This window comes from Bdellovibrio bacteriovorus (assembly GCF_001592755.1).
GTDB lineage: Bacteria > Bdellovibrionota > Bdellovibrionia > Bdellovibrionales > Bdellovibrionaceae > Bdellovibrio > Bdellovibrio bacteriovorus_E.
The window spans coordinates 53,359-77,385 of sequence record NZ_LUKF01000012.1; the positions used below are offsets into that span (position 1 = coordinate 53,359).

Here is a 24,027-nt window from a genome sequence, read left to right on the forward strand (position 1 = left end):
GAAGAGTTGCAAAAGAAGAACCACTTCTAAAAAGTCGGAGTTAAAATTGAAAGAGTTTTAGGGGCACATCTCCGTGAACGGATTTGACGAAATGCCCCAAAAGAAATTTATTTCTGTTTAAGAATGGCGTTGGCAATTTCTGTGAAGCCCAAGCCGCCTCTTTGTTGAGTCACATAGGTGGGTTTGTTTTTAATTTGATCGATGAAGTTTTGAATGTTTGCTACTGCAAAACTGTGGGGGAAGTACGCAAACATCGGTTCATCGTTTGGAGAATCTCCACTGAATCCGCAAACTTTCTTCGCCTCGTCAGCAGTCACAGAAAATTCTTTTTGCAAAAATTTGAGCGACATTGTGAGTTTGTCGTAAGCACCAAACCAGCCATTGACGTGAATGGAGCTGACCTTGGCCTGAGCGCCGTGTGAATGAAAGATATCCACAATTTTTTGAACTTCGGTGCGTGGTAAGGCGGGGACGTCCTCGCAGAAATCAATCGCTAAATCCATCAAACGACAAAATTGATCACTTGCTAAATCACAGCCTGGAACTTTTTGAAGAATTTCTTTTTCTAGCGCGTTCAGTTTTTTGCGATTTTCGCTTTGAGTTTTCTCATCAAAGAAAAAGTGACGGTGCATTTTTTTTCCGTGGTAACGAAAATAAAATCCGCCGTTTTCTCCAACGATGCCGCTGACGGGCCAGACTCGGGCGATCATTTCACACCATCCTGCGGGTCGACCCGTTACCGGAATCACGTGGATTCCTGCTTCATGAAGTTTCCACAAAGCCGTGTAAGCCTCAGGACCTAAAAGCCCTTCGTCGGTCAAAGTGTCGTCGATATCAGTCAGAAGAAACTGCAGCTGTTCGGAGAAGTGAGAAACATTTTGCATGCTTAAATTATCAACCTGGTTCCTTTTTTAAACAAAGGGAAGCAGGTACCTTTGGTATGGCTTGTCAAAAATTAGACTTGCACCTGAAAGCAATCGCCTTCATTTTTTGTCTATATATATAGGTCGGGCTGCAAGAGTCGTTATCCCTCGACTTTGGATGAGCCCTTAGGAATTAGAGCATGGCCAAAAAAAGTGAAGCATCTGATGGTATCAAGCTGGTCGTTGTGGAGTCCCCAACGAAGGCTAAGACCATTCGTAAATTCCTCGGGAAAGATTATGTGGTTGAGTCCTGCATGGGACATATTCGTGATTTGCCACAATCTGCGAAAGACATTCCTGAAAAAGTAAAAAAAGAAAAATGGGCCCAACTTGGGGTCAACGTTGATAAAAACTTTGAGCCTTTGTACTGCGTCCCGAAGGACAAGACTAAAGTCGTAAAGAATTTAAAAGACAAACTTGAAGAAGCCACAGAGCTGTATCTCGCGACCGATGAAGACCGCGAAGGGGAATCTATCAGCTGGCACTTGCTTGAAGTTTTAAAGCCTAAAGTTCCAACAAAACGAATGGTGTTTCACGAGATCACGAAAGATGCGATTCAAAAAGCTTTGAAGGACACGCGTGAAATCGATTTGAACCTAGTGCGTGCGCAAGAAGCGCGTCGTATTTTGGATCGTTTGGTGGGTTACACGATTTCTCCACTTTTGTGGAAGAAAGTGGCTTACGGTCTTTCCGCAGGTCGCGTGCAATCCGTGGCTGTGCGTTTGATTGTTGAAAGAGAACTTGAGCGCATTCGCTTTAAAAAATCCGCTTATTGGGGAGTTCTTGCTGAACTTTCTAAAGACGGTGTGAACTTTGAATCTCGTCTGCAACAGTACAAAAATCAAAGAATCGCAACCGGTAAAGACTTCGATGGTCTTACGGGTCAGTTGACGGCGGGAAAAGATGTTTTAGTCCTTGATGAAAAATTAGCAGCAAAACTTGCGGCCGATTTGAAAGCAGGGAACTGGACAGTTACTGAAGTTGAAGAAAAACCAACTTTCAGAAAACCGGCTCCGCCATTTATCACTTCGACTTTGCAACAAGAGGCGAACAGAAAATTAGGTTTGAGTTCGCGTGAAACCATGCAAGTGGCACAAAAACTTTACGAGCAGGGTTTCATCACTTATATGCGTACGGACTCTACATTCTTGTCGAACGAAGCCATCACCGCCTCTCGTGATTCTATCGGCAGCAAGTATGGTAAAGAGTATTTGCCTCCGCAACCTCGCACTTACGCGGCTAAAAAAGTCAAAGGCGCGCAAGAGGCCCATGAAGCGATTCGTCCTGCAGGAAATCAGTTTATGGATCCGGATGAAACGGGTCTAACAGGAACTCAATTCCGTCTTTATGATTTGATTTGGAAACGTACGATTGCCTCGCAAATGGTGGATGCCCGTCAGAAACAAGTCAGCGCTAAAATTCAAGTCGGTGAAGCTCTTTTTGGTGCCTCCGGTATGACGATTGAGTTTGCCGGTTTCCTTCGTGCTTACGTAGAAGGCAGTGATGATCCTGAAGCAGATTTGGCAGAGCGCGAAGTGCGTTTGCCAGCGTTGAAAACAAAAGACGCTGTGAAATGCGCGAAGCTCGATCCAACATCGCATGAAACAAAACCACCAGCTCGTTATACCGAGGCCAGCCTTGTACAAACGATGGAAAAAGAAGGCATTGGCCGTCCATCTACCTACGCTTCTGTTATCGGAACTATCATTGATCGTGGTTACGTTCGTAAAAATGGAACGGCTCTTGTTCCAACATTTACGGCAATGATTGTTTCAAAGCTTTTGAGCAGCTATCTTTCTGAATACGTCGATTTGGGTTTTACTTCTGAAATGGAGCAAAGCTTGGATAATATCGCCGATGGCGATTTAGACTGGGAAAAGTATTTAGCCTCTGTTTACAAAGGCCCGAAGGGTCTGCGTGCTTTGGTGGATACTCAGGAAGAAAAAATCAATCCTGATGAAGCTCGTACGATGACGTTAGAAGGCATGGACAGATATAAATTCCACGTTGGTCGTTACGGTGCTTATGTCACAACGACACGTGATGGAGAAGATGTCAGTGCTTCATTGCCTGATAATGAATCTCCCGCCGATATCACTCCTGAAATCGCCGAAAAGTTGATTGATCAAAAAATCAATGGTGCGGATGCCTTGGGTAAAGATCCTAAGACCGGTCTTCCGATTTATGTCTTAAATGGCCGCTATGGTCCTTACGTGCAATTAGGTGACGTGAGTCCTGAAGATGACAAACCGAAACGTGCGTCTCTTCCGCCGAACACGCAGCCAGAGCAAGTGGATTTGCAAATGGCTTTGGAGCTTTTATCATTGCCAAAACTTTTGGGCACTCATCCAGGTACAGGCAAAGAAATCAAAGCGGGCTTGGGTCGCTTCGGCCCCTTCATCGTGCATGACGGGGACTATCGTTCGATTCCGAAAGGCGAAAGCATTTTCACCATCACGCTTGAGCGCGCGCTTGAGATGTTAAGCCAACCGAAAAAGGGTCGCGGAAAAGCAGCTCCTTTGAAAGAACTTGGTGTTTATCCTGAGACTACGGACGCAGTCCAAGTTTATAACGGACCTTATGGGCCTTATATCAAATGCGGAAAAGTGAACGTGTCCCTTCCCGAAGGAACGACTCCGGATACAGTGACCTTGGAACAAGCTGTCGCTCTGATCAATGAAAAGGGCGGACCCGCGAAGGGCAAAGGAAAAGCCAAAGCGAAGGGTAAAAGCTCGGGCGCAGCCAAATCCGCAGCTCCCAAAGCAGCTCCGAAAAAGTCTTTAAAGCAAGCTGAGACCGCGAAAGAAAAAGCGCAGGTCTTAGGTGTCAAAAAAGTAGTCACTTGCAAGTCAAAGAAGTAATTTGTTCATCCCCCTTTTCCGAAGGGGGATTCTTTGCTAAATTTGCTCCACGTTATTCGGTCTAAGCGTTGGAGTTCGTATGAGTAACAGTTCCCGTAAGGGACAGCTAGAATTAGGGATCAACCGGTCCCCAGAGAAAGATAGAAACTTTCATCTGGGCGGTCGTAGTTTCTATTTCTTCGACTTCGACGACAACATTGCTTTCTTGACCACGCCTTTGATTCTTTTCCACAAAACGGATCGTCATGAAGTGAAAATCTCTAGCGGAGATTTTGCTCAGTATCATCAGAGCATCGGTAAATCCGGTCCTTATGCGGACTATGATTTAGATTTCTGTGACACGACGGGAACGTTCCGTAATTTTCGTGATCATCACATCGAAGACATCGAAAAGCTTCAAGGTAAGAAACAAATCTTCGTGCAAGACGTGGCAGAGGCTTTAGGTTTTCCGGACTTCCAGTGGAAAGGTCCTTCTTGGGAGTGTTTCTATCACGCGACCTTCAATCAGCGTCCCTTGTCTGTTATTACTGCCCGCGGACACCATCCCGAAACTTTGAAAGACGGGATCCGCGTTTTCGTTCAAAATAAACTTCTTCCTTTGGAGCCCAACTACCTCAGTGTCTATCCCGTGAGTCACAAAGAGACGCGTGCACTTTTGGGTGATGCAGAACTTAAAGAAGGCACGGCGGAACTTAAGCAACGCGCCATTCGTGCGAGTGTGGAAAAGGCGATCGAAACTTATGGTTACAATCCTCATCACCGCTTCGGTATGTCGGATGACGACCCAAAGAATATCCAACTTATTGCCGAAGAAATGACTCGACTTAAGGCGAGATTCCCCGAGATGTCTTTCTTCCTGATTGAGACTCAACACGGAAACTTCGTGAAGCATGAGATAAAATTGGGCGGTCTGCGCGGTGAAAAAGTGGAGAACCTCTCACAACTGTCATTCTTTGAAGAAGATCGACAAAAGTCTTAAAAATAAATAACAAGTCCTAATTTATAACGTCCTTCATAAATTGCATGCCTCCTTTTAAATCTTTGATAATCTAGTGAAATCAGTATGGCTTCCTAGAGGGGAAGCTGCATGGAAGGATCAGCATGAGTTCATTCTCAAATGGCGTTAAAGGTTTCATTATTGCCGGCTCTTTGGCCGTTTCCTCTTTGGCATCTGCACAGCTAAAAGAGGGCTTAGAGTGCCGCTATCTCACTGTGATCGAACAAGGTTTCTTAGCGAATCACGTGAAATATTCTAACCGCGATACAGAATTGCAAGTTCGCGTGATGGATCAATATCTTAAACGTTTGGATCCTTCAAAAATTTATCTGACACAAGCTGATGTTGATTCCATTAAAAAAACGGCGGGCAATGTTTTTGATAAAACTAAAAACCGTGACTGTTCATTCTTGGAAGCCACTCAGAAAATCGTTTTGCAAAGAGTGCAAGATCGTGCGGAGTTCGCAAAAAAATACCTAGGCAAAGAATTTAAATTCGATGCACAAACAGAATTCACTTTCGATCCGGATAAAAAACCATGGCCTAAAGATGCCACTGAAGCGAACGAGTATTTGAAAAAATACATCCAGTTCCAAATCGGGAACTACCTAGCGACAGACATGAAGCTTGAAGAAGCGAAAAAGAATGTTGCGAAAAACTACGAGCGCGCGGTGAAGAGAACTCAAGAAACTTCTTTGGATGATTTGTTCTCTGGCTACCTTGATTCTTTTGCTAGAGCCTTGGATCCACATTCTAGTTTCTTCTCTCGTGATGTGCTTGAAGATTTCGAAATCCAAATGCGTCTTTCTTTGGAAGGTATTGGGGCGACTCTTTCTTCTCAAGATGGTTTCACGGTTGTTGAACAACTGGTTCCGGGCGGAGCTGCTGCGAAATCAGGTTTGATTGAGCCTCAAGATAAAATCATCGCTGTCGGTCAGGAAAAAGGACCGATGGAAAACGTGATCGACATGGATTTAAAAGACGTTGTTAAAAAAATCCGTGGTAATAAAGGCACGAAAGTGCGTTTGACGATCTTGCGTAAATCCGGTGATGCGAAAAATCGTTTCGATGTTACTTTGACTCGTGAAAAAGTAAACCTTGAAGACGAAGCCGCTTCTATCATTTATCAAGATAAAGAAATCAACGGTCAGAAAAAGAAATTGGGAATCATCAACTTCCCATCCTTTTACGCGGATTCTCGCCGTGGCGGTCGCTCGTCAGCTTCCGACATGAAAAAGCTGATCAAAGAGGCGAATGATAAAAAAGTCGATGGCTTAGTTCTAGATCTTTCCAATAATGGTGGTGGATCTTTAGAAGACGCCGTGAAGATCGCTGGTCTTTTCTTCCAAACTGGAAACGTCGTAAAACAGTCTTCTAAAAATGAAGGACGTGCTGAGTCTGCATTGCGTGATACAGATCCAGCCGTAGACTGGGCCGGCCCGCTTGTTGTGTTGACAAGCCGTATTTCTGCTTCGGCTTCAGAGATCGTGTCAGGGACTTTGCAAGATTATAAACGTGCCGTGATCGTCGGTGGTGACCACACTTACGGTAAAGGTTCTGTTCAATCCGTTCTTCCGATCCCGAATAACTTGGGCGCGATCAAAGTCACTGTAGGTATGTTCTTCATTCCTGGTGGTAAATCGACGCAGCACCGTGGTGTTGATGCCGACGTAGTTCTTCCGGGTCCGTTCAGCACTGATGATATCGGTGAGAAGTACATGGATTACTCTTTGCCTCCAAAAACTATCGAGGCGTTCTTGTCTCCAGATGCTTACGTGAAAGAAGGCCCTGGTACTTGGAAAGAGTTGAAGTCTGATTGGATCAAGTCATTGAAAGAAAGATCTGCGGATCGCGTTGCTAAAAACGATGAATTCAAAAAGATCGTTGATGAGTTGAACAAAGCCAAAGCGCGCGGAAAATTAATCCGTGTCAGCGAAGTGCTAAAAGATAAGAACGAAAAAGATAAAAAAGAAAAAGCGAAAAAGACTGCTAGTAAGGCTAAGAAAAATGAAGAGTACTTGAAGCGACCTGATATTCAGGAAGCGGAAAATGTACTTCTTGATTTGATTCAGCTGCAAGAGGGGAAAGCTCTCGTGCCCCCCAAACAAGCCAGCGCCAAGTAGCTTCGTTCCACGTTCGTTGTTGTTAAGCCCAGAAGAAATTCTGGGCTTTTTTTTTGCTTCGAACGGAGGGGGAGGGCTTCGAGCGACGGATTTGCGGTGGCAAGGAGGGGGCCAGGCTTAGGGCTCCAATCGCTTCGTGCGGCACGCGTCCTTGCTCATCGCCGCCGCCCGTTGGGGCGGTTCGCGCATCCTGCGCCGGCGAAGGCCGCACTTCGCGCTTGGGTCCCTAAGCTGGCTCCCTCCTTGCCACCGCAAATCTGTGCTGGAATTCCTTTCCTTCTTTCAAAGAAAATCCCGGAATTTTTCTTTGGGTGGTTCCTTTTTTTGGGGAATGAAGCGTCCTTTCCGGTGTTTTTTAGGTGGGGAGGCGGTTTAATTGGTTTTCAGCGGGTTTTTGGGGTTCTTTGGCCGTGACAAAAGCTTCTCTTTTCGCTTAGATAGAGCGGCAATTTGGGTCCTATTTTAAGGGGTAGTTCATGTCTAAAAAGACCACTGTGAAAGCTGGCAGTAAGTCTGCGGCTAAGAAGTCTGTGAAGGCTTCGGCTAAGACGGCTGTTAAGGGTTCTAAGAAAGCTTCGGCCAAAGCGGATAACTTTGGTGGGTTGTCGGAAGATCTTTTACTTCGTATTCATGATTTGATGGTGAAATCACGCGTTCTTGAAGAGCGTTTGATTAAGATCTACAAAGCTGGTGAAGCTTATTTCTGGATCGGTGGACCTGGAGAGGAAGCTTTTGGTGTTCCGCTCGGGTTGTTGGCTCGTAAGGGGCAAGGGCCTGCTTATGACTGGTTCCACTTGCACTACCGTTGTACTCCGACGATGGTGGCTTTGGGGATGAATATGGTGGACTCGATTCGTTTGATTATGAATCGTGCAACAGATCCTTCGACGGGTGGTCGTAACTTTGCCAATCACTATTGTTTCCCTCAGTGGAACGTGGCTCCTGTGACTTCTCCTATCGAAGTTCAGTATCCTTTGGCTTGTGGTACGGCTCACGTGCAAAAGCGCTTTGGTAAAAAAGCTCTTTCGATTGTGACTGGTGGTGATGCGGGGACGGCGGAAGGTGATTTCGCTTCAGCCCTGATCTTGGCTTCTCGTAAGGGGCAAGAGCTTCCGGTTCTTATCACTGTTCAAAATAATAAATTCGGTATTTCAACTCCGTTTGAAGGTCAGCACGGTGAAACGCATATTGCGGATCGCGCGAAGGCTTTCAACATTCGTGCGCGTGTGATCAACGGGAATGATCCTGTTGAGACCTACTTGGCGATGCAAGAAGAGATGGAATACATCCGTAAAACAGGGAAGCCTTCGTTCATTGAGGCTCACGTCAGTCGTTTGTACGGCCACTCTTCGGCAGATGGTGCTAATAAAAAAGCTAGCATGGTAGATCCTGTTTTCACTTTTGAAAATCGCCTGATCGACGCTGGAATCTTGACTGAAAAAGCGGCGAAGAAAATCTGGGAAATCTATGAAGCAGAAGGTGTTGCGGCTCAAGAGCAAGCTCGTACGGAGCCTGTGCCGACACCAGAATCCGTTTGGGAACATGTTTACGTTGATAGCGAAAATGCAGACTGGAGAAAATTCTAATGGCAAGCGTAGCACAAGCTATCAGAATGGCCCTTCACTACGGTGAAACTAATTTGGGCGTAAAAGATATTTTCGGACAAGACGTGGGAGCGCCACTCGGTGGTGTTTTCACGGCGACTCAAGGTCTTAAGACAGCGTGGAATTCTCCGCTGGATGAGCGTGGTATCATCGGTATGGCGATGGGTATCGCGATGGGTGGCGACAAGTGTGTGGCTGAAATCCAATTCGCGGACTATATCTTCAACACGATCGATCTATTAAAAATTGCTGGAAACACTTTGTGGTGTACGAACGGTCAAGTTCAGTTGCCAATGGTTGTGATGACTCCGGTGGGCGCGGGGATCTTTGGATCTGTGTACCACTCTCACTCCTTTGATGCGTGGGCGTCTCGTCTTCCAGGTTGGAAGATCGTGATGCCTTCGAATCCTTTGGATGCTTACGGCTTGATGCTAGCGGCGATCAAAGATCCAAATCCTGTTTTGTATCTTAAATCAAAAGCTTTGATGCGCCATAAGGGTGACGAGTTGATCCCGGGTGAGCCATCAGACGAAAAAGAATTAAAAGCGATGATTGATAAGCCCGTGCAAAACGCCGAAGGCTGGAAACCTCGCTGGCCGGATTTGGAAGAGTACATCGTTCCTATCGGTAAGGGTAAAATCACGCATGAAGGTGAGCATATCACGGTTGTTACTTACAGCCGCATGGTTCATCTTTGTGATGAAGTGGCTCACAAACTTGCGGGCGAAGGCATCTCGGTTGAAGTGATCGATCTTCGTTCTATCTATCCGTATGATTGGCAGATGATTAAATCGTCTATCGAAAAAACGGGTCGTGTGCTTTTCGTGAACGAAGACACTGAAGTGACAAACTTCGGTGAGCACTTGGCTTACCGTGCAACTCAAGAGTTGTTCTATCAATTGATGGCGCGTCCACGTGTTCTTGCAGGTAAAAACTTGCCGGGCATTGGTTTACATCCAAATCTAGAAAAGAATTCCGTTCCTCAATTGCATGATATTGAGACGGCGATTCGCGAAGTCGTGGCGGAAGTACCTTAATGGCAAAAATGGATCTGGCTCATAAGAAAAAAGTTCGCCGTCGTGTGAACAAGAAAAGTTCGAAGGTTCACTTCGACAAATACGAACTTTATCGTAAGGCTGTTCAGTCCGCTGAAAACGATGTGGTTTTTATCCGTGATACTTACAAAGAGTTGAAAGGGAAAAACCCGCGTACATTCCGTGAAGACTTCTGCGGAACTTTCGCGTTGTCGACAGAGTGGATTAAACTGAATCCTCGTCACGAGTCGGTGGGGATTGATCTAGATCCAGAACCCATGGCTTACGGACGTCAGAACTATCTTGTGAAACTTCGTCCTGAGCAACAACGTCGTATGAAGTTGATTGAGGGCAATGTTCTTGATCCGAACTTGCCTAAGGCCGATGTTATCGCCGCGATGAACTTTTCTTACTTCTGCTTTAAACAACGTGAAGTGATCAAAAAGTATTTCGTGAATGCATTAAAGTCTTTGAATAAAGATGGCATGTTCTTAGTGGATATTTTCGGTGGCAGTCAGTGTTACGACGCTATTGAAGACACGATTAAGCATGAAGGCTTCACGTACTATTGGGATCAAACAAACTTTGATCCTGTGACCAACGAAGCTCTTTTTCACATCCATTTCCGCGTGGGCGGGAAGAAGATCGAACAAGTTTTCACGTATGACTGGAGAATTTGGACGATCCCTGAAATCCGCGACATTATGATGGAGGCGGGCTTCAGAAAGACGCATGTCTATTGGGAAGGAACCGCGAAAGACGGTTCTGGAGACGGAAACTTCACCCGTGTGGATCACGGAGAAGCTTGTCAAAGCTGGATTGCCTACGTCGTAGGTGAAAAATAGGAAAGGCGGGGAGACCCGCTTTTTTTTTGGTCTTTTCTTTGCTCTTTTCAAAATCGTGACATTCAAATGCTCTAAAACTTATCTGAAGTCCCTAAGGGACGCAGGCTGGCGCTTGCTGTCTACTTTTTAGTCGGCTTATCCGGGTAAGGCTTTTCGTAAGTTAAGAGTATGAATGTTCGCGATCTTAGAAAGGACGTCGTATGAAAATAGTGGCAGGATTGGTGTTGTCATTAAGCTTGGTTTCGCAAATGGCTTTAGCGAAAGTGCTGGTCATTTCGGATATCGACGACACCATCAAAGTCAGCAATGTTTTAAATAAAAAACGTGCCGCAACTTCTTTCTTCGATGACGACAGTCGCTTCGCGGGGATGACCGATCTTTATCAGGAATTGAAAAAGACATACGGTCGCAATATCGAATTCCATTACGTCAGTTTGGCTCCGCGAATTCTTATGGCCGATAAGCACGAAGAGTTTTTGGAAGAAAATGACTTTCCACTTACAAAGCTGCACACGAATCCCGGTATCGCTCAAGATCCGGAGTTAAAACAAAAAGTGATTCGTGAACTGTTGGCGAAGAAGCGTCCTGAGCTTGTAATTTACTTCGGCGATAATGGCCAGTTCGACGCTGCGGTGTATGATCAAATGGTGAAAGAGCACCCGCATATTCCGGCGGTTCAGTATATTCGTGAAGCCTATTCAAAACTTGCAGATTCCAAATATCCGACGATGGAAGGCCAAATCGGTTTTGTGACTTCCGTAGAACTGGCAATTGATCTAATTCAAAGAGAAATCCTGCCTGTCAGATCCTACAACCGCATCGAAAAAGTCGTCTACAAACGCCTCAAGCGCGACGATGGCTCTGAAAACTACGGCCACATGGTTTTCCCAAGCTGGCAAGACTGCCGCGACTTCAAATGGCAATGGGATGTCGAAGGCACAACAGAAAAGCTAGAAGTTATCAAAGCCGCCATCGCCGGCCGCTGTTCGCAAGAATAAAGCGTTCGCAAAAAACAAGAAACCCTCGATCTCTCGAGGGCTTTTTTTAGTTGATACCTTTTCCTGAAGTTGCAGGTCTTGGTGGAGGAGGCATTCGTCCGCCGCCGTTGCCGCCAAATGGAGGTGGCTGAGTTGTTGAAGCGGGACGAAGTCCCATCCCGTTAAGAACACAGAAATCATCTTTTCTTGTTAGAGAATTTCCTCGTGCGATGTCGCAAGAATTCGCGATAACCGCACACATCTTATGTGTCTCTTTATCCGATAGAGGTTTTCTGAAAAATCTTTCCTTAATTTCGGCTAAGCAACCTCTCAATCCTTGGCCTTTATCACCAGAACGAATGAAGTCTAAAGCTTTTTCTTTTTTGTCGCCCGAAATCGTGTAGTCAGGCTCCAAGGCTTGGTTAAGCTTTTCTTTAAATTGCTTTCGTTTGTCATCTAAAAACACTTCGTCTTTTTCATGATTCTCGAATAGATAATCGAGGCTTGCCTTCGGACCATTTTTTCCAATTACCGAGAGGAGTCTGTTTGATTTAAATCCTAGTGACTCCGCTAATTCATCATAATGTTTTTCGTCAGGAATGGTGTCTTTACTAATGAAATGCATAAAAACTCCCCAATCTTTGGCTGACATGTCGTGCATTTCACGGGATCGAGAGTCTATATTCTTAACGGTAAATTCGGAGCATACGCCGTATGCTTGAACACGATTAATTACTTTTTGTAGAAAAACGGTTTTTGCGTCTAAGTCTGAGACGGGACCTCGGCCCCCTTTGGAAGTTAACTTCTCTTCGCGCACAACCGTAGCAAGAAGAGCCAACCATCGATGTGAAGGCTGAAAATCAATTCCCTGATCGGAGTAGTACTTGGAGATTCCACAGGCAACACATTCCAGCGAACTCAGTTGTAAAGAGTCGTTCGTAACGCACTCGAATTTATCATACTTCGCCAGCGCGCTTGCGGAAGACAAGCAGAGGGCCGCCGTTGTAAGGACTGATAGAAGCCTTTTCATTCGGATTCTCCTGGTAGGTAAACCAGTCCTTTTTATCGGCTAAAAATCGGATTTCTTGAAGAGTGGACTTAGGGCCAGGCCCACTTCGGTAAGTTTAGGTTCTGGGAATACGGGGCCACGATGAATCACGCATAAAACGTGGCTGATGTTTGCGCCGATAGAGCGTAAATCTGCTGTGGATAAAACCACTTGGCCGCCGGTTGTGACGACGTCTTCGATCACACAAACGTTTTTGCCTTTGACGTCTAAGCCTTCAGCAAACTGGCAGGTGCCGTATTCTTTGGCTTCTTTGCGAACGAAAACGCAGGGCAAGCCCGTTTCTAAAGATAAAGCGGTCGCGATCGGGATGCCGCCCATTTCAAGTCCCGCTAAAACTTCTGTTCCGGGAGGAATCATTGGAGCCATGTGTTTTGCGATTTCACGAAGCAAAGCGGGTTGTGCCTCAAAACGATACTTATCAAAGTATTCGTTCGAAACTTGGCCTGAACGAAGTTTGAATTCTCCGGTCAAGTGCGCAACGTCGTAGATCTTTTTAGCGAGTTCTTGCTTGGTCATGATGGCTCCTGCGGTTTTAGGCCATCATATTGGCTACTTCATGCTTTCTTCAAGCCACTTCTTATAGGATTCATTGATTCCTAGGACGGGGAGAGTCATCACACAAGGAACTTCATACGGATGCAGCTCCATCACTCTTTTTGTGACTCTTTCCTGCGCGTCAGATCTTTTCAAGGTTTTTAAGATCAGGATATACTCGGAGCTTGTCTCGATTTTTCCTTCCCACCAATACATCGATTCCATTCCGGGAATGATGTTCGCACAGCCCACAAGCTTTTCTTCTAATAAAGATTGAGCGATTTTTTGCGCCGTGATTTTGTCAGGACAAGGAACATAAAGAAGGATCATAATTAACTCCGGCGGAGTTTTTGTTTGCGCAGCTGCCACTGTTCTAAGGCAAACTTACGCATGTCTTCGACGTTATCCAGCTCATCGACGATCTCAACTCCAAGAAGAGTTTCCACCGCGTCTTCAAGGCTGACAAGACCTGCGACAATTCCGTATTCATCGACAGCTAAAGCGACGTGCTCTTTTTCTTTAATGAAGAAATCCAGCACCTGTGAAACTGTCATGCGCTCAGGGATGCTAGAAATCGGAGTCACCATTTCGCCAATTTTTTTGTCGTGTTGATCGTTCGACAAGGCTTCGTGAATTTTATAGCGATAAGTCATGCCGGTGATGTTATCCAGGCTTCCGGCATAGACCGGGATACGAGAAAAGCGAATGGGGCGGTATTTCGTAAAGACTTCTTCGACCGTCAGATCTTTTTCAAGAGCAAAAAACACAGATCGCGGAGTCATGATATCGGAAACGTAAATCTTATCGAGCATCAAAAGATTCTTAATGATGTTCGACTCTTTACCCTTCAAGGTTCCTTCTTCAACGCCGATCTCTGCCGTCATCAGGATTTCTTCGCGAGTGACTTCGGGATCTTCTGAAGACTTCTGAAATAATTTACCTAAGTATTCAGACATTAGTACCAGTGGATAAAGGAGAATGATCATCAGCTGAATGGTGTAAGCAGAAAAAGGCAGAAGAGCCTTCCAATGAGCAGCACCGATGGATTTAGGAATGATCTCTGAAAGAACCAAGATCAAGAAGGTCAATACAAACGACGCAATCGTCACTGCATGTTCGCCATACTGCACTTGGATCTGATAGGCGATGGCCGCAGAACCCAAGGTGTGAGAAACCGTATTCAAAGTCAGAATGGCTGAAATAGGGCGGTCTAGGTTTTCTTTAAGATGCTCAAGCAGTTTCGCGCTTCGTCTGTTTTCTTTTACTAAAACGCCGATGTACGCAGAGGTCGAAGTTAAAAGGACGGCCTCGAGCATGGAACATAGAAATGAAATACCAATGGTGGTGAAGAATAAAACGATGATCAATGTCATAGATGAGAGTCGTCTGAGATGATTAAGATAATGGGCATACGCCTACAATGGTTCATGAGGTTTAAGTGTAACACAGGTGCTGAGGAGCCTGTCTATAACGCAACTTGCAACCCAGTCCTGTTTGCACCCCAAAGGACGCGCTTTTGCGTCAGCGCAATTTTATAAGCTCTCTTTTGACGACACCGCAGAGTCTACATAGACTTTAGTCATAGAAAAGGAGTTCGAATGAAAGGCTTGGCATCAGCATTAGTCCTTGTAGGGCTTTTTACAGCAGCATCATCCTTTGCTGCGATCAAAACAGAAACAGTGGAATACAAAGACGGAAAGACAGCTTTAGAGGGGCACGTTGCTTACAATGATGATGTAAAAACGGCGCGTCCCGCAGTTTTGATTGTTCACCAATGGATGGGTTTAACAGACTACGAAAAAATGCGCGCTCAACAATTGGCGGAAAAAGGCTACGTCGCATTTGCAATCGATATTTATGGCAAAGATGTTCGTCCCACCAGTCCTGAAGAGGCCGGTAAAACTGCGGGTCAGTATCGCAGCGGAGATATGAAGCTATATCGTCAAAGAATCAAAGCCGCCTTGGATTACATCGCTAAAGATAAAAAAGTAGACGCTAAAAATATCGTGATCATCGGTTATTGTTTTGGCGGAACGGGCGCTTTAGAAGCAGCTCGAGCAGGCTTTCCGGTGACGGGCGCTGTCAGCTTCCATGGAGGCTTAAAAACAGCAAAACCTCAGGATACCAAAAGTATCAAACCAAAACTCTTAGTTCTTCATGGGGCCATTGATCCCAACGTACCTCGTCCTGAAGTCGAAGCTTTCATGGATGAAATGAATAAAGCTAAGGCGGACTATCAATTCATCGCGTACTCTGGCGCCGTTCACGCGTTCACACAGAAAGACGCAGGAAATGATATCTCTAAGGGCGTGGCTTATAACGAAGCTGCCGACCGCAGATCGTGGCAGGCCTTCATGGATTTCATGAATGAAGTCAGCCCTGTGACTAAATAGTCGACACACGTGAAATTTTTCAAATGGAAGGCTTCTGCCCCTGGCGGAGGCCTTTTTTTGTGGTAAAGACTCCTTTCGATATCAAAGGGGTTATTCATGAAATCAGTATTATTCGTAGCACTTATTGCTCTGTCATTCACAGCTCATTCTGCTGTAGCTACTGCATCTCAGGCGGAAGACGTTGTTTCCGCAAAAAAAGGAAAAGGTAAATCAGAACCAGCTCCCAAAGACCGCGACGAACGTGATGGCGGTGGTGAAGAAGTAGATCCTCGTCAAGAAACTTACGAAGGCAACGATCGCAGCGAAGGCGGCGGCTACTTCGATGGTGGTGGATACAATGACGGTGGTGGTATGATCGGTGAGATCTTTTCTGTTCCGTCTGGTAAAACATATCCTGTAACTACAAATGTAAAAAAAGAAGATCGTGGTGATGTGATCGTTTACACAACGACAGTTCAAGAAGATATCAGCGCTTCTGAGACTTGCACAACTATCGTTACGACGGTGGTGGATAAGGTGACAGGTAAAGCGATTTCTTCTGATAGCAACGAGTTCTGCAATCGCTGGCCTTTATAATATCTAACTTCAAGATTATTGAAGTAAAAAGGCTGACGTTATGTCAGCCTTTTTTATTTGGAGCATTCATTTTTTAAGAAGCTTCAGACTCTTTTTCTTTCCTTCGGCTCTGGCGTTCTTCCACAAAATCCATCACTAATAAAGCGACGGCGCTTTCCAGCGCACCACTTTTTCCTTGGCTACTCGGAGGTTTTTCACCAAAGTCCATCGCTTTAAGCCATGTTTGACGGCGAAGGCTGTAAATTAAAACGGCGGCTGAGATCAACGTCATTCCCAAGTAGATCCACATACCTGTTGAAAAATAAAAAGCTTCATCACTGTCAAACTGACCAGCGATTCGAGAAATCAACAAAGAAAGTCCCACACAGAAAAGCGCCAGTGCTCCAATGCACGAAGTGATAATCAAACCCAGAGATCTTAAATGCAAAACAAGTTGCTGAGTCAAAGCAACCCCAGGCTCTTTAAAAAGATTCTTCGCACTGCCCATGAAAAATGAAAGAAGAGGTAAGAGAAGCTTCATCATACTAATCGTCCTTCCTTCTATAAATCATACGCGCAATAACGAACCCTGCTAACACCGCCATGCCTACCGAGGCCCACGGATTTTCTTTTACAAAAGCCGTTGCAACGTCCTTGGCTTCTTTGGCCTGCTTCTTTTGTTCGTCAGGAATTTTGTCTTCCAAAGACTTTTTGTAGTGCTGCAATTCTTCTTGCAGTTGTTTTTTAATTTCCGCAATCAATTCACTGCGATCCATGCTGCCGTCCTAGGTTGAATAAACACCTCTCTATTTCGGCAGATTCAGTCCTCCGATTTAATGTGCTGGATTGAAGCTCTACCAAGGTCTGGTATTGCCTCAAACCTTTGTCGTAAGACATCCAAGCTGCAAAACTGAGAAAAGTCTTAATACTCATTACCAAGAGGGGAACGTAATGAAGTTTTTGAATCATCTTGTTTTAGCAGCACTTATTCTGGCAACGGGCACTTCATGGGCCAGCAATGACGTTCAATCGAAAATCGTAGGTGGAGTCGAAGCTACTCCCGGTGAATTTCCATTCATCGTATCTTTGCAGGGTTCAACAGGCCATTTCTGCGGCGGATCGTTGATTCGCAAAAACTGGGTGCTGACGGCTGCTCATTGTGTAAAAGGTTCTACCGTAAGAAGTGTCGCCATCGGTTTGCATGATCAAAAACAAATCTCAAAAGCAGAAGTCATTAAAACAAAGCGCGTGATCCCGCATCCACAATATGATGATAACAACGCCGACTTCGACTACGCCTTGATCGAGCTGCAAAAAGATTCCACTTATGAGCCGATCGCCATCAACACGACAGAAATCGAAGTTCCAGACGCTTCGGACGGAGAAATCGTGGCGACGGTTGCGGGTTGGGGTGCAACTAGAGAAAACTCTTACAGCTTGCCATCACGTCTGCAAAAAGTAGATGTGCCTTTAGTTCCGCACGAGCTTTGCAATAAGAACTACAAAAACAACATCACCAGTCGCATGCTTTGCGCAGGTTATGCTCGTGGTGGAAAAGACTCCTGCCAAGGCGATAGCGGAGGCCCACTGATCGCCAGAGGCGGCATGATGGGACAAAGTGTCCTTATTGGAGTCGTCAGCTGGGGTGAAGGCTGCGCTCGAGCAAACCTTCCAGGCGTTTACGCAAAAGTCAGCGAAGCCACAACATGGATTGAGCAAACAGCTCGCTAAAAAATAAAAAGGGAAAGGATCAAACCTTTCCCTTTTTATTTCCAAATTAAGAAACAAAAAATCAAATCATTCGACGAGTCAGAAGAACGGCCACAAAAGCCGAAAGCAATCCCAACAAGGGACTAGCAATCAAATAACTAAGACTCAAAAAAGCCTTCCCTTTAAAAAGTAAATCCAAAGACTGAACCGAGTAAGCCGAAAAAGTAGTAAACCCACCACAAAAGCCAACCATCAATCCCGTTAGCAAAGCCTGCGACATAATCCCACGCTCACCCAAAGCATAAATAACACCCGCAACAAAACATCCCAGAATATTGATCGTAAAAGTGCTTAAAGGAAATCCCGCCGAAGAAGGAGCAATCAAACGATCAACCCCATAACGACTCAAAACTCCCAGGACACCAAAAGAAATGACAAAAAGAATTTGCATGTCTCTATGAAAGCAAAACTAAAACCTTAATGTCAAAACATACAAAAAGGGCACTCGAAAATATAATTTTTAGCGTCCTTCCAACCAAGTGAAAGCCGAACGAAATCCTAATGAGAAACGTCTAAGATCCAGGTGTATTTTTCAGGTCCCTTTATTGACGATAAATAGTTTTAGGAGTGACATCCTCGGCAAAGAAAGAGGAGTTTATGAAAAAATATTTTTTCTTAACAGCACTATCCTACGCATTCATCACTCAAGGCGCTCAAGCCGCCACTCATGAAATCAAAATGCTAAACAACGGCAAAGACGGAATCATGGTCTTCGAACCCGGCTACCTAAAAGCCAACAAAGGCGACACCATCAAGTTCGTCCCGACAGATCCAGCCCACGACGTCTCATCAGTATCCATCCCCACAGGAGCAAAACCTTTCCAAGCCGCCGTAGGCAAGTCCATCACGGTGAAAGTTAACGAAGAGGGCGTCTACCTCTACGAATGCAAAGCCCACTTACCAATGGCTATGGTAGGAATCATCCAAGTAGGAGCCCCAAAAAATCTAAGCGAAGTAAAAAAGAGCGCACAATCCTTATCACCCCAATTCGTGATGCACAAAGATCGCCTCGATAAATACCTAGCCCAAGTAAAATAAGAAAAAGAAAAAAAAGCCGGATGGTTCAGCCTCCCATCCGGTTCTTTAGATAAACAATCAATCACGACACGACGAGCGCTGATAAAAAATCAGAATCTCTACCCCAAAAAAACACAGGCTGAATTTACAGAAGTAATTCCAAAAATTTGAACTCAAAACACCCAACACCAGGGACTTTTATTTTGCCTACCCGAAATTTCGTCGAGATTGGAAGAGGGTTTAGGGGTTAACACGTAGAGCGGCCTTCGGCGGGGCCTGGACGGCCCGAACCAACGGCAAAGCCGTTGGCGCCGACTGAGCCACGAAGGCGTGCCGCACGAAGTGCTAACCCCTAAACCCTCTTCCAATCTCGCAACGACAGCCCGAAGAAGGCAAAAAAAAAGCCCCGTGTTTCCACGGGGCTTTGTGATTCAAAAAAGAACCAAGAATTACTTCTGCTCAGCTGCGCGCTTAGCTTGGTATTTCTTAACAAGTTCCTCTTGGATATTACGAGGTACAGCAGCGTACTTCGCGAATTCCATAGAGAACTCACCTTTACCTTTAGTAGCAGAACGAAGATCCGTAGAGTAACCAAACATTTCTGTTAGTGGTACTTCGGCTTCGATCACACAGTTACCTTCGAAAGCTGTAGTAGCTACGATAGTACCGCGGCGTTGGTTGATTTGACCAACAGCTGCACCTTGGTATTCGTCTGGAACTGTCGTCTCAAGCTTCATGATAGGCTCAAGAACAGTTGGTTTTGCTTGAGGGTACACTTCACGAAGAGCCGCCATACCAGCGATTTTGAACGCCATGTATGAAGAGTCGACGTCATGGTATGCACCATCATCCAAGTGAACTTCAACACCCACGATTGGGAAGCCGATAAGAGGACCTTTAACAGTTTGCTCTTTGAAACCTTCTTCAACAGCTGGGATGAATTCTTTAGGGATACGACCACCGACAACGTTGTTAACGAATTTAAACGTTGAACCGTCTTCTTGTGGTGCAAGTGGAAGGATTTTACCCACACACTTCGCGTATTGACCCGAACCACCCGTTTGTTTTTTGTGAGTGTAATCGTAAGCAGCCTCTTGAGAGATTGTCTCACGGTAAGCAACCTGTGGTTGACCCACGATCACTTCACAGTTGAACTCACGTTTCATACGTTCGATGTAGATCTCTAAGTGCAACTCACCCATACCAGAGATGATAGTCTCGTTGGATTCCTCGTCACGGTGAACGCGGAAAGTAGGGTCTTCCTTACGGAATTTTTGCAACGCTTTAGAGAAGTTATTAGCACCGGCTTTGTCTTTTGGAGCAACAGCCAAGCTGATAACTGAATCAGGAACGTGCATTGATTGCATAGAAGCTTCAATTTTGTCGTCACAGAAAGTGTCACCAGACGCACAGTCGATACCGAACAATGCAACGATGTCACCAGCGTAAGCTGTGTCGATGTCTTCCATTTTATCAGAGTGCATACGAACCAAACGAGGAATCTTAACAGATTTCTTGTTAGATTGGTTGATGATGAAATCACCTTTGCCCATTTTACCTTGGTAAATGCGCATGTAAGTCAACTGACCAAATGGAGTTTCTTGAAGTTTGAACGCCAAAGAAACCAATGGTTTTGTGCTGTCTGGGAATAGGTCGAACTTTTCTTCGTTCTTAGTAAGATCAAGAGCTTGCTCTTTTTTCTCAGCAGGAGAAGGAAGGTAGTAAGTAACCGCATCCATCAAACGTTGAACACCTTTGTTCTTAAACGCTGAACCGCAAAGAACTGGAACGAACTTCAAGCTGATAGTTCCTTTACGGATAGCCGCACGGATCTCTTCAGTTGTTGGTTCTTCTTCCATCAAGAATTTTTCTTCGATAGCAGAGTCAACGTCAGCCAATTTACCGATCATGATCTGACGGTATTTTTTAGCTGTTTCAACTAGGTCTGCAGGGATGTCCTGAACAGAAACGGTTTCACCGTTGTCACCTTCGTTGATGTAAGCTTTCATGTCAGTCAAATCAACGTGACCACGATGTTGATCTTCCAAACCGATTGGGATTTGGATCATAACTGCGTTCAAACGCAATTTTTCGATCAAAGCATCAGTAACACGGTAAGGGTTCGCACCTTGGCGGTCCAATTTGTTAACAAAAGCCAAACGAGGTACGTTGTAACGTTTCATCTGACGGTCAACAGTGATGGATTGAGATTGAACGCCGGCAACACCGCAAAGAAGCAAGATCGCACCGTCAAGAACGCGAAGAGAACGTTCAACTTCAACTGTGAAGTCCACGTGCCCCGGTGTATCGATCAAGTTAATTGTATAATCCTTCCACTGAACCTGAGTCGCAGCAGATTGGATTGTGATACCTTTTTCTCTCTCTAGATCCATGGAGTCCATTGTTGCACCAACGCCGTCTTTACCACGAACTTCGTGGATAGCGTGGATTCTTCCTCCATAGAACAAAATACGCTCAGAAGTCGTCGTTTTACCCGAGTCGATGTGAGCCGAGATACCGATGTTTCTGACCATATCAATATTCCACTTTTTGGACATATCTTTACCCTTCGTATTTGGTCGTTAAGTGATTTATCCAAACTCCGTTTCGGAGTCGATTTTAGCCACTGATTTTGTTAACTTTTATGAAAGTATTCGAAGTACCATCAATTACAAATAAGTGCAAAAGAAGATTCTACGCCACCCTTACGACGCAATGCCACAAAATTCTTTTGGCAGGGGGTAAAACCTTCTCCTAAAAGCCCCCTATGATAACCTCAAAACATGACCGATTTAAAAAGCCTTTTGAAAACCGCCTTCCCCTTTGATTCATTCCGGGGCGAGCAAGAGCACATCTTGCAAAAAGTCTGGGCAAACGAAGACTTACTCGCATTAATGCCCACAGGAATGGGAAAAAGTCTCTGCTTTCAGTTCCCGGCAAAACTCCGCGAAGGCCTGGTGGTGGTCATTTCTCCGTTGATCGCCTTGATGCAGGATCAGGTTTTTAAGGCCGAAAAGTTCGGGATTCCAGCGACCTTTTTAAGCTCCACTTTAGGAAAAGATGAAAGGGAGGCGCGTCAGGCGCGTTTGGCCAAAGGGGATTACAAGCTGCTTTACGTGACCCCGGAGCGCTTTCGCAAGCCCGAATTTTTAAAAGCCATCGAAGGCCGTAAGATCCAGTTGTTGGCGGTGGACGAAGCGCACTGTATTTCACAATGGGGGCATGACTTCCGACCCGATTATTCTCGAGTGGGGGAGTTTCGTAAAATTCTTGGCAATCCACCAACGTTGGCGCTGACGGCAACGGCAACACCGGAAGTTCAAAAAGATATTTTGGCGAAACTTTTTATTCCCGAGGCGCCGATTATTTCTGCCGGAATTGAAAGACCGAATTTAAGTCTGAACGTTCATGATATCTACGGCATCGATGAAAAGATCCGCGGCATCGTGGGACTTCGTCATCAGAATCCGGGTGCAGCGATTATCTATTGTTCGCTCATTCAAACTTTGAAAAAAGTGTCTTCGGCTTTGCACCGAATGAACATCCCGCATTTGGTTTATCACGGTGATCTTTCGCCTCAGGATCGCAAGCGCAATCAAACTCGCTTTATCGATGAAGAAAATCCGTTGATGATCGCCACTCCGGCATTTGGTTTGGGAATTGACAAAGAGAATGTGCGACTTCTAGTTCACATGGAAACCCCGAGCGCTCTGGAATCTTATTTTCAAGAAGTGGGGCGCGCAGGCAGAGATGGCAAAGAGGCCTCTTGTCATTTGCTCTACGATCAAGATGATGTCACCATTCAGATGGAGTTTTTAAAGTGGTCGCATCCTGAACCGGATTTCATTCGTAAAATCTATCAGTTGATCGAAGAAAAACGGATGCAGGTCGATCAAGGTGGCTTTGATTTTCTGCGCGAACAGATGAACTTCCGCAATCGTCGCGACTTCCGGTCCGAGGCGGCGGTGAGTATTTTAGAGCGTTGGGGATGCTTGGAAAAATCGGACGATCCATTTCCATACACCTGTGTGCATGCGCCGACCGAGGAACAATTTCAGACGGAAAACGGCGTCGAGATATTGAAAGCGCAGAATACAAAGCTTTTGAAAATGGTGCAGTGGGCATCCCAGGACACCACTTGCAGAATGAACCTGATTTACGCTTACTTTGGGCATATCCATGACGAGCGTTGCGGAAAGTGTGACGTCTGCAAAACCGTCGTTGCGAGTTAGAGATTGGAATTGGAGGAATAATGAGGCTTTTAGTTTTTGGGATTTTATTTCTTATTTCTTTGAATTCATTGGCGGCGAAATTACCGCTAGAGAAATTGAAGATGCCGAAAGGTTTTAAAATTTCAGTGTGGGCCACGGTTCCTGGAGCTCGTTCATTGGCACAGGCTGATGACGGTCGCGTCTTTGTCGGCTCGCGCACGGGTGATAAAGTCTATGTCGTGCAAAATGGAAAAACTTCGGTGGTGGCAGAAGGTTTAGATTCTCCCAATGGAGTGGCCTATCGCGATGGCAAACTCTATGTCGCGGAAATCAGTAAGATCAATGAATACGATGTTTCAAAACCCATCACGAAGCCGTTGAAGCCTCTTCGCACTCTTTCCCAGAAATTTCCAAGCGACACTCATCATGGTTGGAAGTTCATCCGTTTTGGTCCCGATGGAAAACTCTATGTTCCTGTAGGGGCGAACTGCAATATCTGTGATCCGCAAAAAGATTACGCGCGCATTTACCGCATTGACTTAAATGGCACCAGCAAAGAAGAAGTGGCGCAAGGTGTGCGCAACACCGTGGGATTTGATTTTCATCCCACGACAAAAGAACTTTGGTTCACAGATAACGGCCGTGACTGGATGGGCGATGACCGTCCACCTTGTGAGGTCAATCGTCTGACGAAAGTGGGCGAAAACTTTGGTTTTCCGTACTGCCATGGAAAAGACATTTTAGATCCTGAATTTGGGAAAGGTAAAAACTGTGCAAACTACACCGCTCCGGTCGTCGAGTTGCGAGCGCACGTTGCGCCGCTGGGAATGCGCTTTTACACGGGAAAAATGTTTCCCGCAGAATATCAAAACAGCATCCTGCTTGCTGAACACGGATCTTGGAATCGTTCAACTCCGCAAGGCTATCGTTTGACCTTCGTAAAGTTAGACGGTTCAAAAGCTCAGAAGACTGAAATTTTTGCCGATGGCTGGTTGCAAGGGGATTCGGCGTGGGGGCGTCCAGTCGATATCGAAGTGTTGAAAGATGGTTCGATTTTAGTTTCGGACGACAAAGCAGGTGTGATTTACCAAATCACTTATCAAGGAAAATAATT

At 45.5% G+C, this 24,027-nt stretch carries 22 protein-coding genes; 13 read left to right on the plus strand and 9 right to left on the minus strand.

Going from position 1 to position 24,027, the window contains the following annotated elements; genetic code table 11:
* Window positions 1-107 precede the first annotated feature (107 nt).
* The gene (locus AZI85_RS07000; RefSeq protein ID WP_063243418.1) at window positions 108-884 is read right to left on the minus strand and encodes an HAD family hydrolase; all 777 of its coding nucleotides are present in this window, start codon (window positions 882-884) and stop codon (window positions 108-110) included.
* Between the two features lie 179 nt (window positions 885-1,063).
* Here AZI85_RS07000 and topA point away from each other — a divergent pair, with 179 nt between their 5' ends.
* The 7 genes from topA (at window position 1,064) to AZI85_RS07040 (ending at window position 11,385) form a co-directional block, all read left to right on the plus strand.
* A complete protein-coding gene (topA, locus tag AZI85_RS07005; RefSeq protein ID WP_063243419.1) occupies window positions 1,064-3,784 on the plus strand; it encodes a type I DNA topoisomerase in 2,721 nt (906 codons plus the stop codon).
* A 79-nt stretch (window positions 3,785-3,863) separates the two neighbouring features.
* Entirely contained in the window at window positions 3,864-4,763 is a 900-nt protein-coding gene (locus AZI85_RS07010) for a hypothetical protein (RefSeq protein WP_063243420.1), read from the plus strand.
* A gap of 122 nt (window positions 4,764-4,885) precedes the next feature.
* On the plus strand, window positions 4,886-6,904 hold the full coding sequence (locus tag AZI85_RS07015; RefSeq protein ID WP_063243421.1) for a S41 family peptidase: 2,019 nt from the start codon (window positions 4,886-4,888) through the stop codon (window positions 6,902-6,904).
* Window positions 6,905-7,380: 476 nt separating this feature from the next.
* Window positions 7,381-8,490, plus strand: a complete 1,110-nt coding sequence (locus AZI85_RS07025) for a thiamine pyrophosphate-dependent dehydrogenase E1 component subunit alpha (RefSeq protein WP_081110944.1) — start codon at window positions 7,381-7,383, stop codon at window positions 8,488-8,490.
* Window positions 8,490-9,545 (plus strand): alpha-ketoacid dehydrogenase subunit beta, encoded by a 1,056-nt coding sequence (locus tag AZI85_RS07030; protein ID WP_063243423.1) that lies wholly within the window; start codon window positions 8,490-8,492, stop codon window positions 9,543-9,545. Before AZI85_RS07025 ends, AZI85_RS07030 begins: the two co-directional genes overlap by 1 nt.
* Window positions 9,545-10,387, plus strand: coding sequence for a class I SAM-dependent methyltransferase (locus tag AZI85_RS07035; protein WP_063243424.1), 843 nt, complete (start codon window positions 9,545-9,547; stop codon window positions 10,385-10,387). Before AZI85_RS07030 ends, AZI85_RS07035 begins: the two co-directional genes overlap by 1 nt.
* A 200-nt stretch (window positions 10,388-10,587) precedes the next feature.
* Window positions 10,588-11,385 (plus strand): phosphatase domain-containing protein, encoded by a 798-nt coding sequence (locus tag AZI85_RS07040; protein WP_063243425.1) that lies wholly within the window; start codon window positions 10,588-10,590, stop codon window positions 11,383-11,385.
* 46 nt (window positions 11,386-11,431) lie between these two features.
* On the opposite strand, the gene AZI85_RS07045 is transcribed toward AZI85_RS07040, so the two are convergent.
* The 4 genes from AZI85_RS07045 to AZI85_RS07060 are packed head-to-tail and all read right to left on the minus strand — an operon-like array spanning window position 11,432 to window position 14,340.
* Window positions 11,432-12,394: a hypothetical protein gene (locus AZI85_RS07045; protein ID WP_063243426.1), complete on the minus strand. Its 963-nt coding sequence runs from the start codon at window positions 12,392-12,394 to the stop codon at window positions 11,432-11,434.
* A 39-nt stretch (window positions 12,395-12,433) separates the two neighbouring features.
* A complete protein-coding gene (locus AZI85_RS07050) occupies window positions 12,434-12,949 on the minus strand; it encodes an orotate phosphoribosyltransferase (RefSeq protein ID WP_063243427.1) in 516 nt (171 codons plus the stop codon).
* A gap of 33 nt (window positions 12,950-12,982) precedes the next feature.
* Complete coding sequence (gene cutA, locus AZI85_RS07055) at window positions 12,983-13,297, minus strand: divalent-cation tolerance protein CutA (protein ID WP_063243428.1); 315 nt, start codon at window positions 13,295-13,297, stop codon at window positions 12,983-12,985.
* A 2-nt stretch (window positions 13,298-13,299) separates the two neighbouring features.
* The gene (locus tag AZI85_RS07060) at window positions 13,300-14,340 is read right to left on the minus strand and encodes a CNNM domain-containing protein (protein ID WP_063243429.1); all 1,041 of its coding nucleotides are present in this window, start codon (window positions 14,338-14,340) and stop codon (window positions 13,300-13,302) included.
* A 225-nt stretch (window positions 14,341-14,565) separates the two neighbouring features.
* Here AZI85_RS07060 and AZI85_RS07065 point away from each other — a divergent pair, with 225 nt between their 5' ends.
* Both AZI85_RS07065 and AZI85_RS07070 read left to right on the plus strand, forming a co-directional pair.
* Entirely contained in the window at window positions 14,566-15,360 is a 795-nt protein-coding gene (locus AZI85_RS07065) for a dienelactone hydrolase family protein (RefSeq protein ID WP_063243430.1), read from the plus strand.
* A 96-nt stretch (window positions 15,361-15,456) separates the two neighbouring features.
* Window positions 15,457-15,936: a hypothetical protein gene (locus AZI85_RS07070; protein ID WP_063243431.1), complete on the plus strand. Its 480-nt coding sequence runs from the start codon at window positions 15,457-15,459 to the stop codon at window positions 15,934-15,936.
* A 73-nt stretch (window positions 15,937-16,009) separates the two neighbouring features.
* Here AZI85_RS07070 and AZI85_RS07075 read toward each other — a convergent pair whose 3' ends face one another.
* Together AZI85_RS07075 and AZI85_RS07080 are read right to left on the minus strand one after the other, a co-directional pair.
* On the minus strand, window positions 16,010-16,459 hold the full coding sequence (locus AZI85_RS07075; protein WP_253720891.1) for a hypothetical protein: 450 nt from the start codon (window positions 16,457-16,459) through the stop codon (window positions 16,010-16,012).
* Between the two features lies 1 nt (window position 16,460).
* Entirely contained in the window at window positions 16,461-16,691 is a 231-nt protein-coding gene (locus AZI85_RS07080) for a DUF883 family protein (RefSeq protein ID WP_063208773.1), read from the minus strand.
* Between the two features lie 175 nt (window positions 16,692-16,866).
* Between AZI85_RS07080 and AZI85_RS07085 the strand changes: the two genes are divergently transcribed.
* Window positions 16,867-17,646, plus strand: a complete 780-nt coding sequence (locus AZI85_RS07085) for a S1 family serine peptidase (protein ID WP_063243432.1) — start codon at window positions 16,867-16,869, stop codon at window positions 17,644-17,646.
* 61 nt (window positions 17,647-17,707) lie between these two features.
* Here AZI85_RS07085 and AZI85_RS07090 read toward each other — a convergent pair whose 3' ends face one another.
* Window positions 17,708-18,076, minus strand: a complete 369-nt coding sequence (locus tag AZI85_RS07090; protein ID WP_063243433.1) for a fluoride efflux transporter FluC — start codon at window positions 18,074-18,076, stop codon at window positions 17,708-17,710.
* Window positions 18,077-18,282: 206 nt separating this feature from the next.
* Between AZI85_RS07090 and AZI85_RS07095 the strand changes: the two genes are divergently transcribed.
* Window positions 18,283-18,723 carry a pseudoazurin gene (locus AZI85_RS07095; RefSeq protein WP_253720892.1) on the plus strand — a complete coding sequence of 147 codons (441 nt, stop codon included), beginning with the start codon at window positions 18,283-18,285 and terminating at the stop codon, window positions 18,721-18,723.
* Window positions 18,724-19,151: 428 nt separating this feature from the next.
* Here AZI85_RS07095 and fusA read toward each other — a convergent pair whose 3' ends face one another.
* Window positions 19,152-21,260, minus strand: a complete 2,109-nt coding sequence (fusA, locus tag AZI85_RS07100) for an elongation factor G (protein WP_063243434.1) — start codon at window positions 21,258-21,260, stop codon at window positions 19,152-19,154.
* 225 nt (window positions 21,261-21,485) lie between these two features.
* Between fusA and AZI85_RS07105 the strand changes: the two genes are divergently transcribed.
* Together AZI85_RS07105 and AZI85_RS07110 are read left to right on the plus strand one after the other, a co-directional pair.
* On the plus strand, window positions 21,486-22,934 hold the full coding sequence (locus AZI85_RS07105) for a RecQ family ATP-dependent DNA helicase (RefSeq protein ID WP_063243435.1): 1,449 nt from the start codon (window positions 21,486-21,488) through the stop codon (window positions 22,932-22,934).
* 20 nt (window positions 22,935-22,954) lie between these two features.
* Window positions 22,955-24,025, plus strand: coding sequence for a PQQ-dependent sugar dehydrogenase (locus AZI85_RS07110; protein WP_063243436.1), 1,071 nt, complete (start codon window positions 22,955-22,957; stop codon window positions 24,023-24,025).
* The last annotated feature ends 2 nt before the right edge of the window (window positions 24,026-24,027 follow it).

Coding starts and splice junctions, on each gene's coding strand:
- AZI85_RS07080 (WP_063208773.1), bottom strand. CDS start 16,691: ATGGATCGCAGTGAATTGATTGCGGAAATTAAAAAACAACTGCAAGAA.
- AZI85_RS07010 (WP_063243420.1), top strand. CDS start 3,864: ATGAGTAACAGTTCCCGTAAGGGACAGCTAGAATTAGGGATCAACCGG.
- AZI85_RS07075 (WP_253720891.1), bottom strand. CDS start 16,459: ATGATGAAGCTTCTCTTACCTCTTCTTTCATTTTTCATGGGCAGTGCG.
- AZI85_RS07105 (WP_063243435.1), top strand. CDS start 21,486: ATGACCGATTTAAAAAGCCTTTTGAAAACCGCCTTCCCCTTTGATTCA.
- AZI85_RS07065 (WP_063243430.1), top strand. CDS start 14,566: ATGAAAGGCTTGGCATCAGCATTAGTCCTTGTAGGGCTTTTTACAGCA.
- AZI85_RS07025 (WP_081110944.1), top strand. CDS start 7,381: ATGTCTAAAAAGACCACTGTGAAAGCTGGCAGTAAGTCTGCGGCTAAG.
- AZI85_RS07045 (WP_063243426.1), bottom strand. CDS start 12,394: ATGAAAAGGCTTCTATCAGTCCTTACAACGGCGGCCCTCTGCTTGTCT.
- cutA (WP_063243428.1), bottom strand. CDS start 13,297: ATGATCCTTCTTTATGTTCCTTGTCCTGACAAAATCACGGCGCAAAAA.
- AZI85_RS07095 (WP_253720892.1), top strand. CDS start 18,283: ATGAAAAAATATTTTTTCTTAACAGCACTATCCTACGCATTCATCACT.
- AZI85_RS07015 (WP_063243421.1), top strand. CDS start 4,886: ATGAGTTCATTCTCAAATGGCGTTAAAGGTTTCATTATTGCCGGCTCT.
- AZI85_RS07090 (WP_063243433.1), bottom strand. CDS start 18,076: ATGCAAATTCTTTTTGTCATTTCTTTTGGTGTCCTGGGAGTTTTGAGT.
- AZI85_RS07050 (WP_063243427.1), bottom strand. CDS start 12,949: ATGACCAAGCAAGAACTCGCTAAAAAGATCTACGACGTTGCGCACTTG.
- topA (WP_063243419.1), top strand. CDS start 1,064: ATGGCCAAAAAAAGTGAAGCATCTGATGGTATCAAGCTGGTCGTTGTG.
- AZI85_RS07040 (WP_063243425.1), top strand. CDS start 10,588: ATGAAAATAGTGGCAGGATTGGTGTTGTCATTAAGCTTGGTTTCGCAA.
- AZI85_RS07060 (WP_063243429.1), bottom strand. CDS start 14,340: ATGACATTGATCATCGTTTTATTCTTCACCACCATTGGTATTTCATTT.
- AZI85_RS07030 (WP_063243423.1), top strand. CDS start 8,490: ATGGCAAGCGTAGCACAAGCTATCAGAATGGCCCTTCACTACGGTGAA.
- AZI85_RS07000 (WP_063243418.1), bottom strand. CDS start 884: ATGCAAAATGTTTCTCACTTCTCCGAACAGCTGCAGTTTCTTCTGACT.
- AZI85_RS07035 (WP_063243424.1), top strand. CDS start 9,545: ATGGCAAAAATGGATCTGGCTCATAAGAAAAAAGTTCGCCGTCGTGTG.
- AZI85_RS07070 (WP_063243431.1), top strand. CDS start 15,457: ATGAAATCAGTATTATTCGTAGCACTTATTGCTCTGTCATTCACAGCT.
- fusA (WP_063243434.1), bottom strand. CDS start 21,260: ATGTCCAAAAAGTGGAATATTGATATGGTCAGAAACATCGGTATCTCG.
- AZI85_RS07085 (WP_063243432.1), top strand. CDS start 16,867: ATGAAGTTTTTGAATCATCTTGTTTTAGCAGCACTTATTCTGGCAACG.
- AZI85_RS07110 (WP_063243436.1), top strand. CDS start 22,955: ATGAGGCTTTTAGTTTTTGGGATTTTATTTCTTATTTCTTTGAATTCA.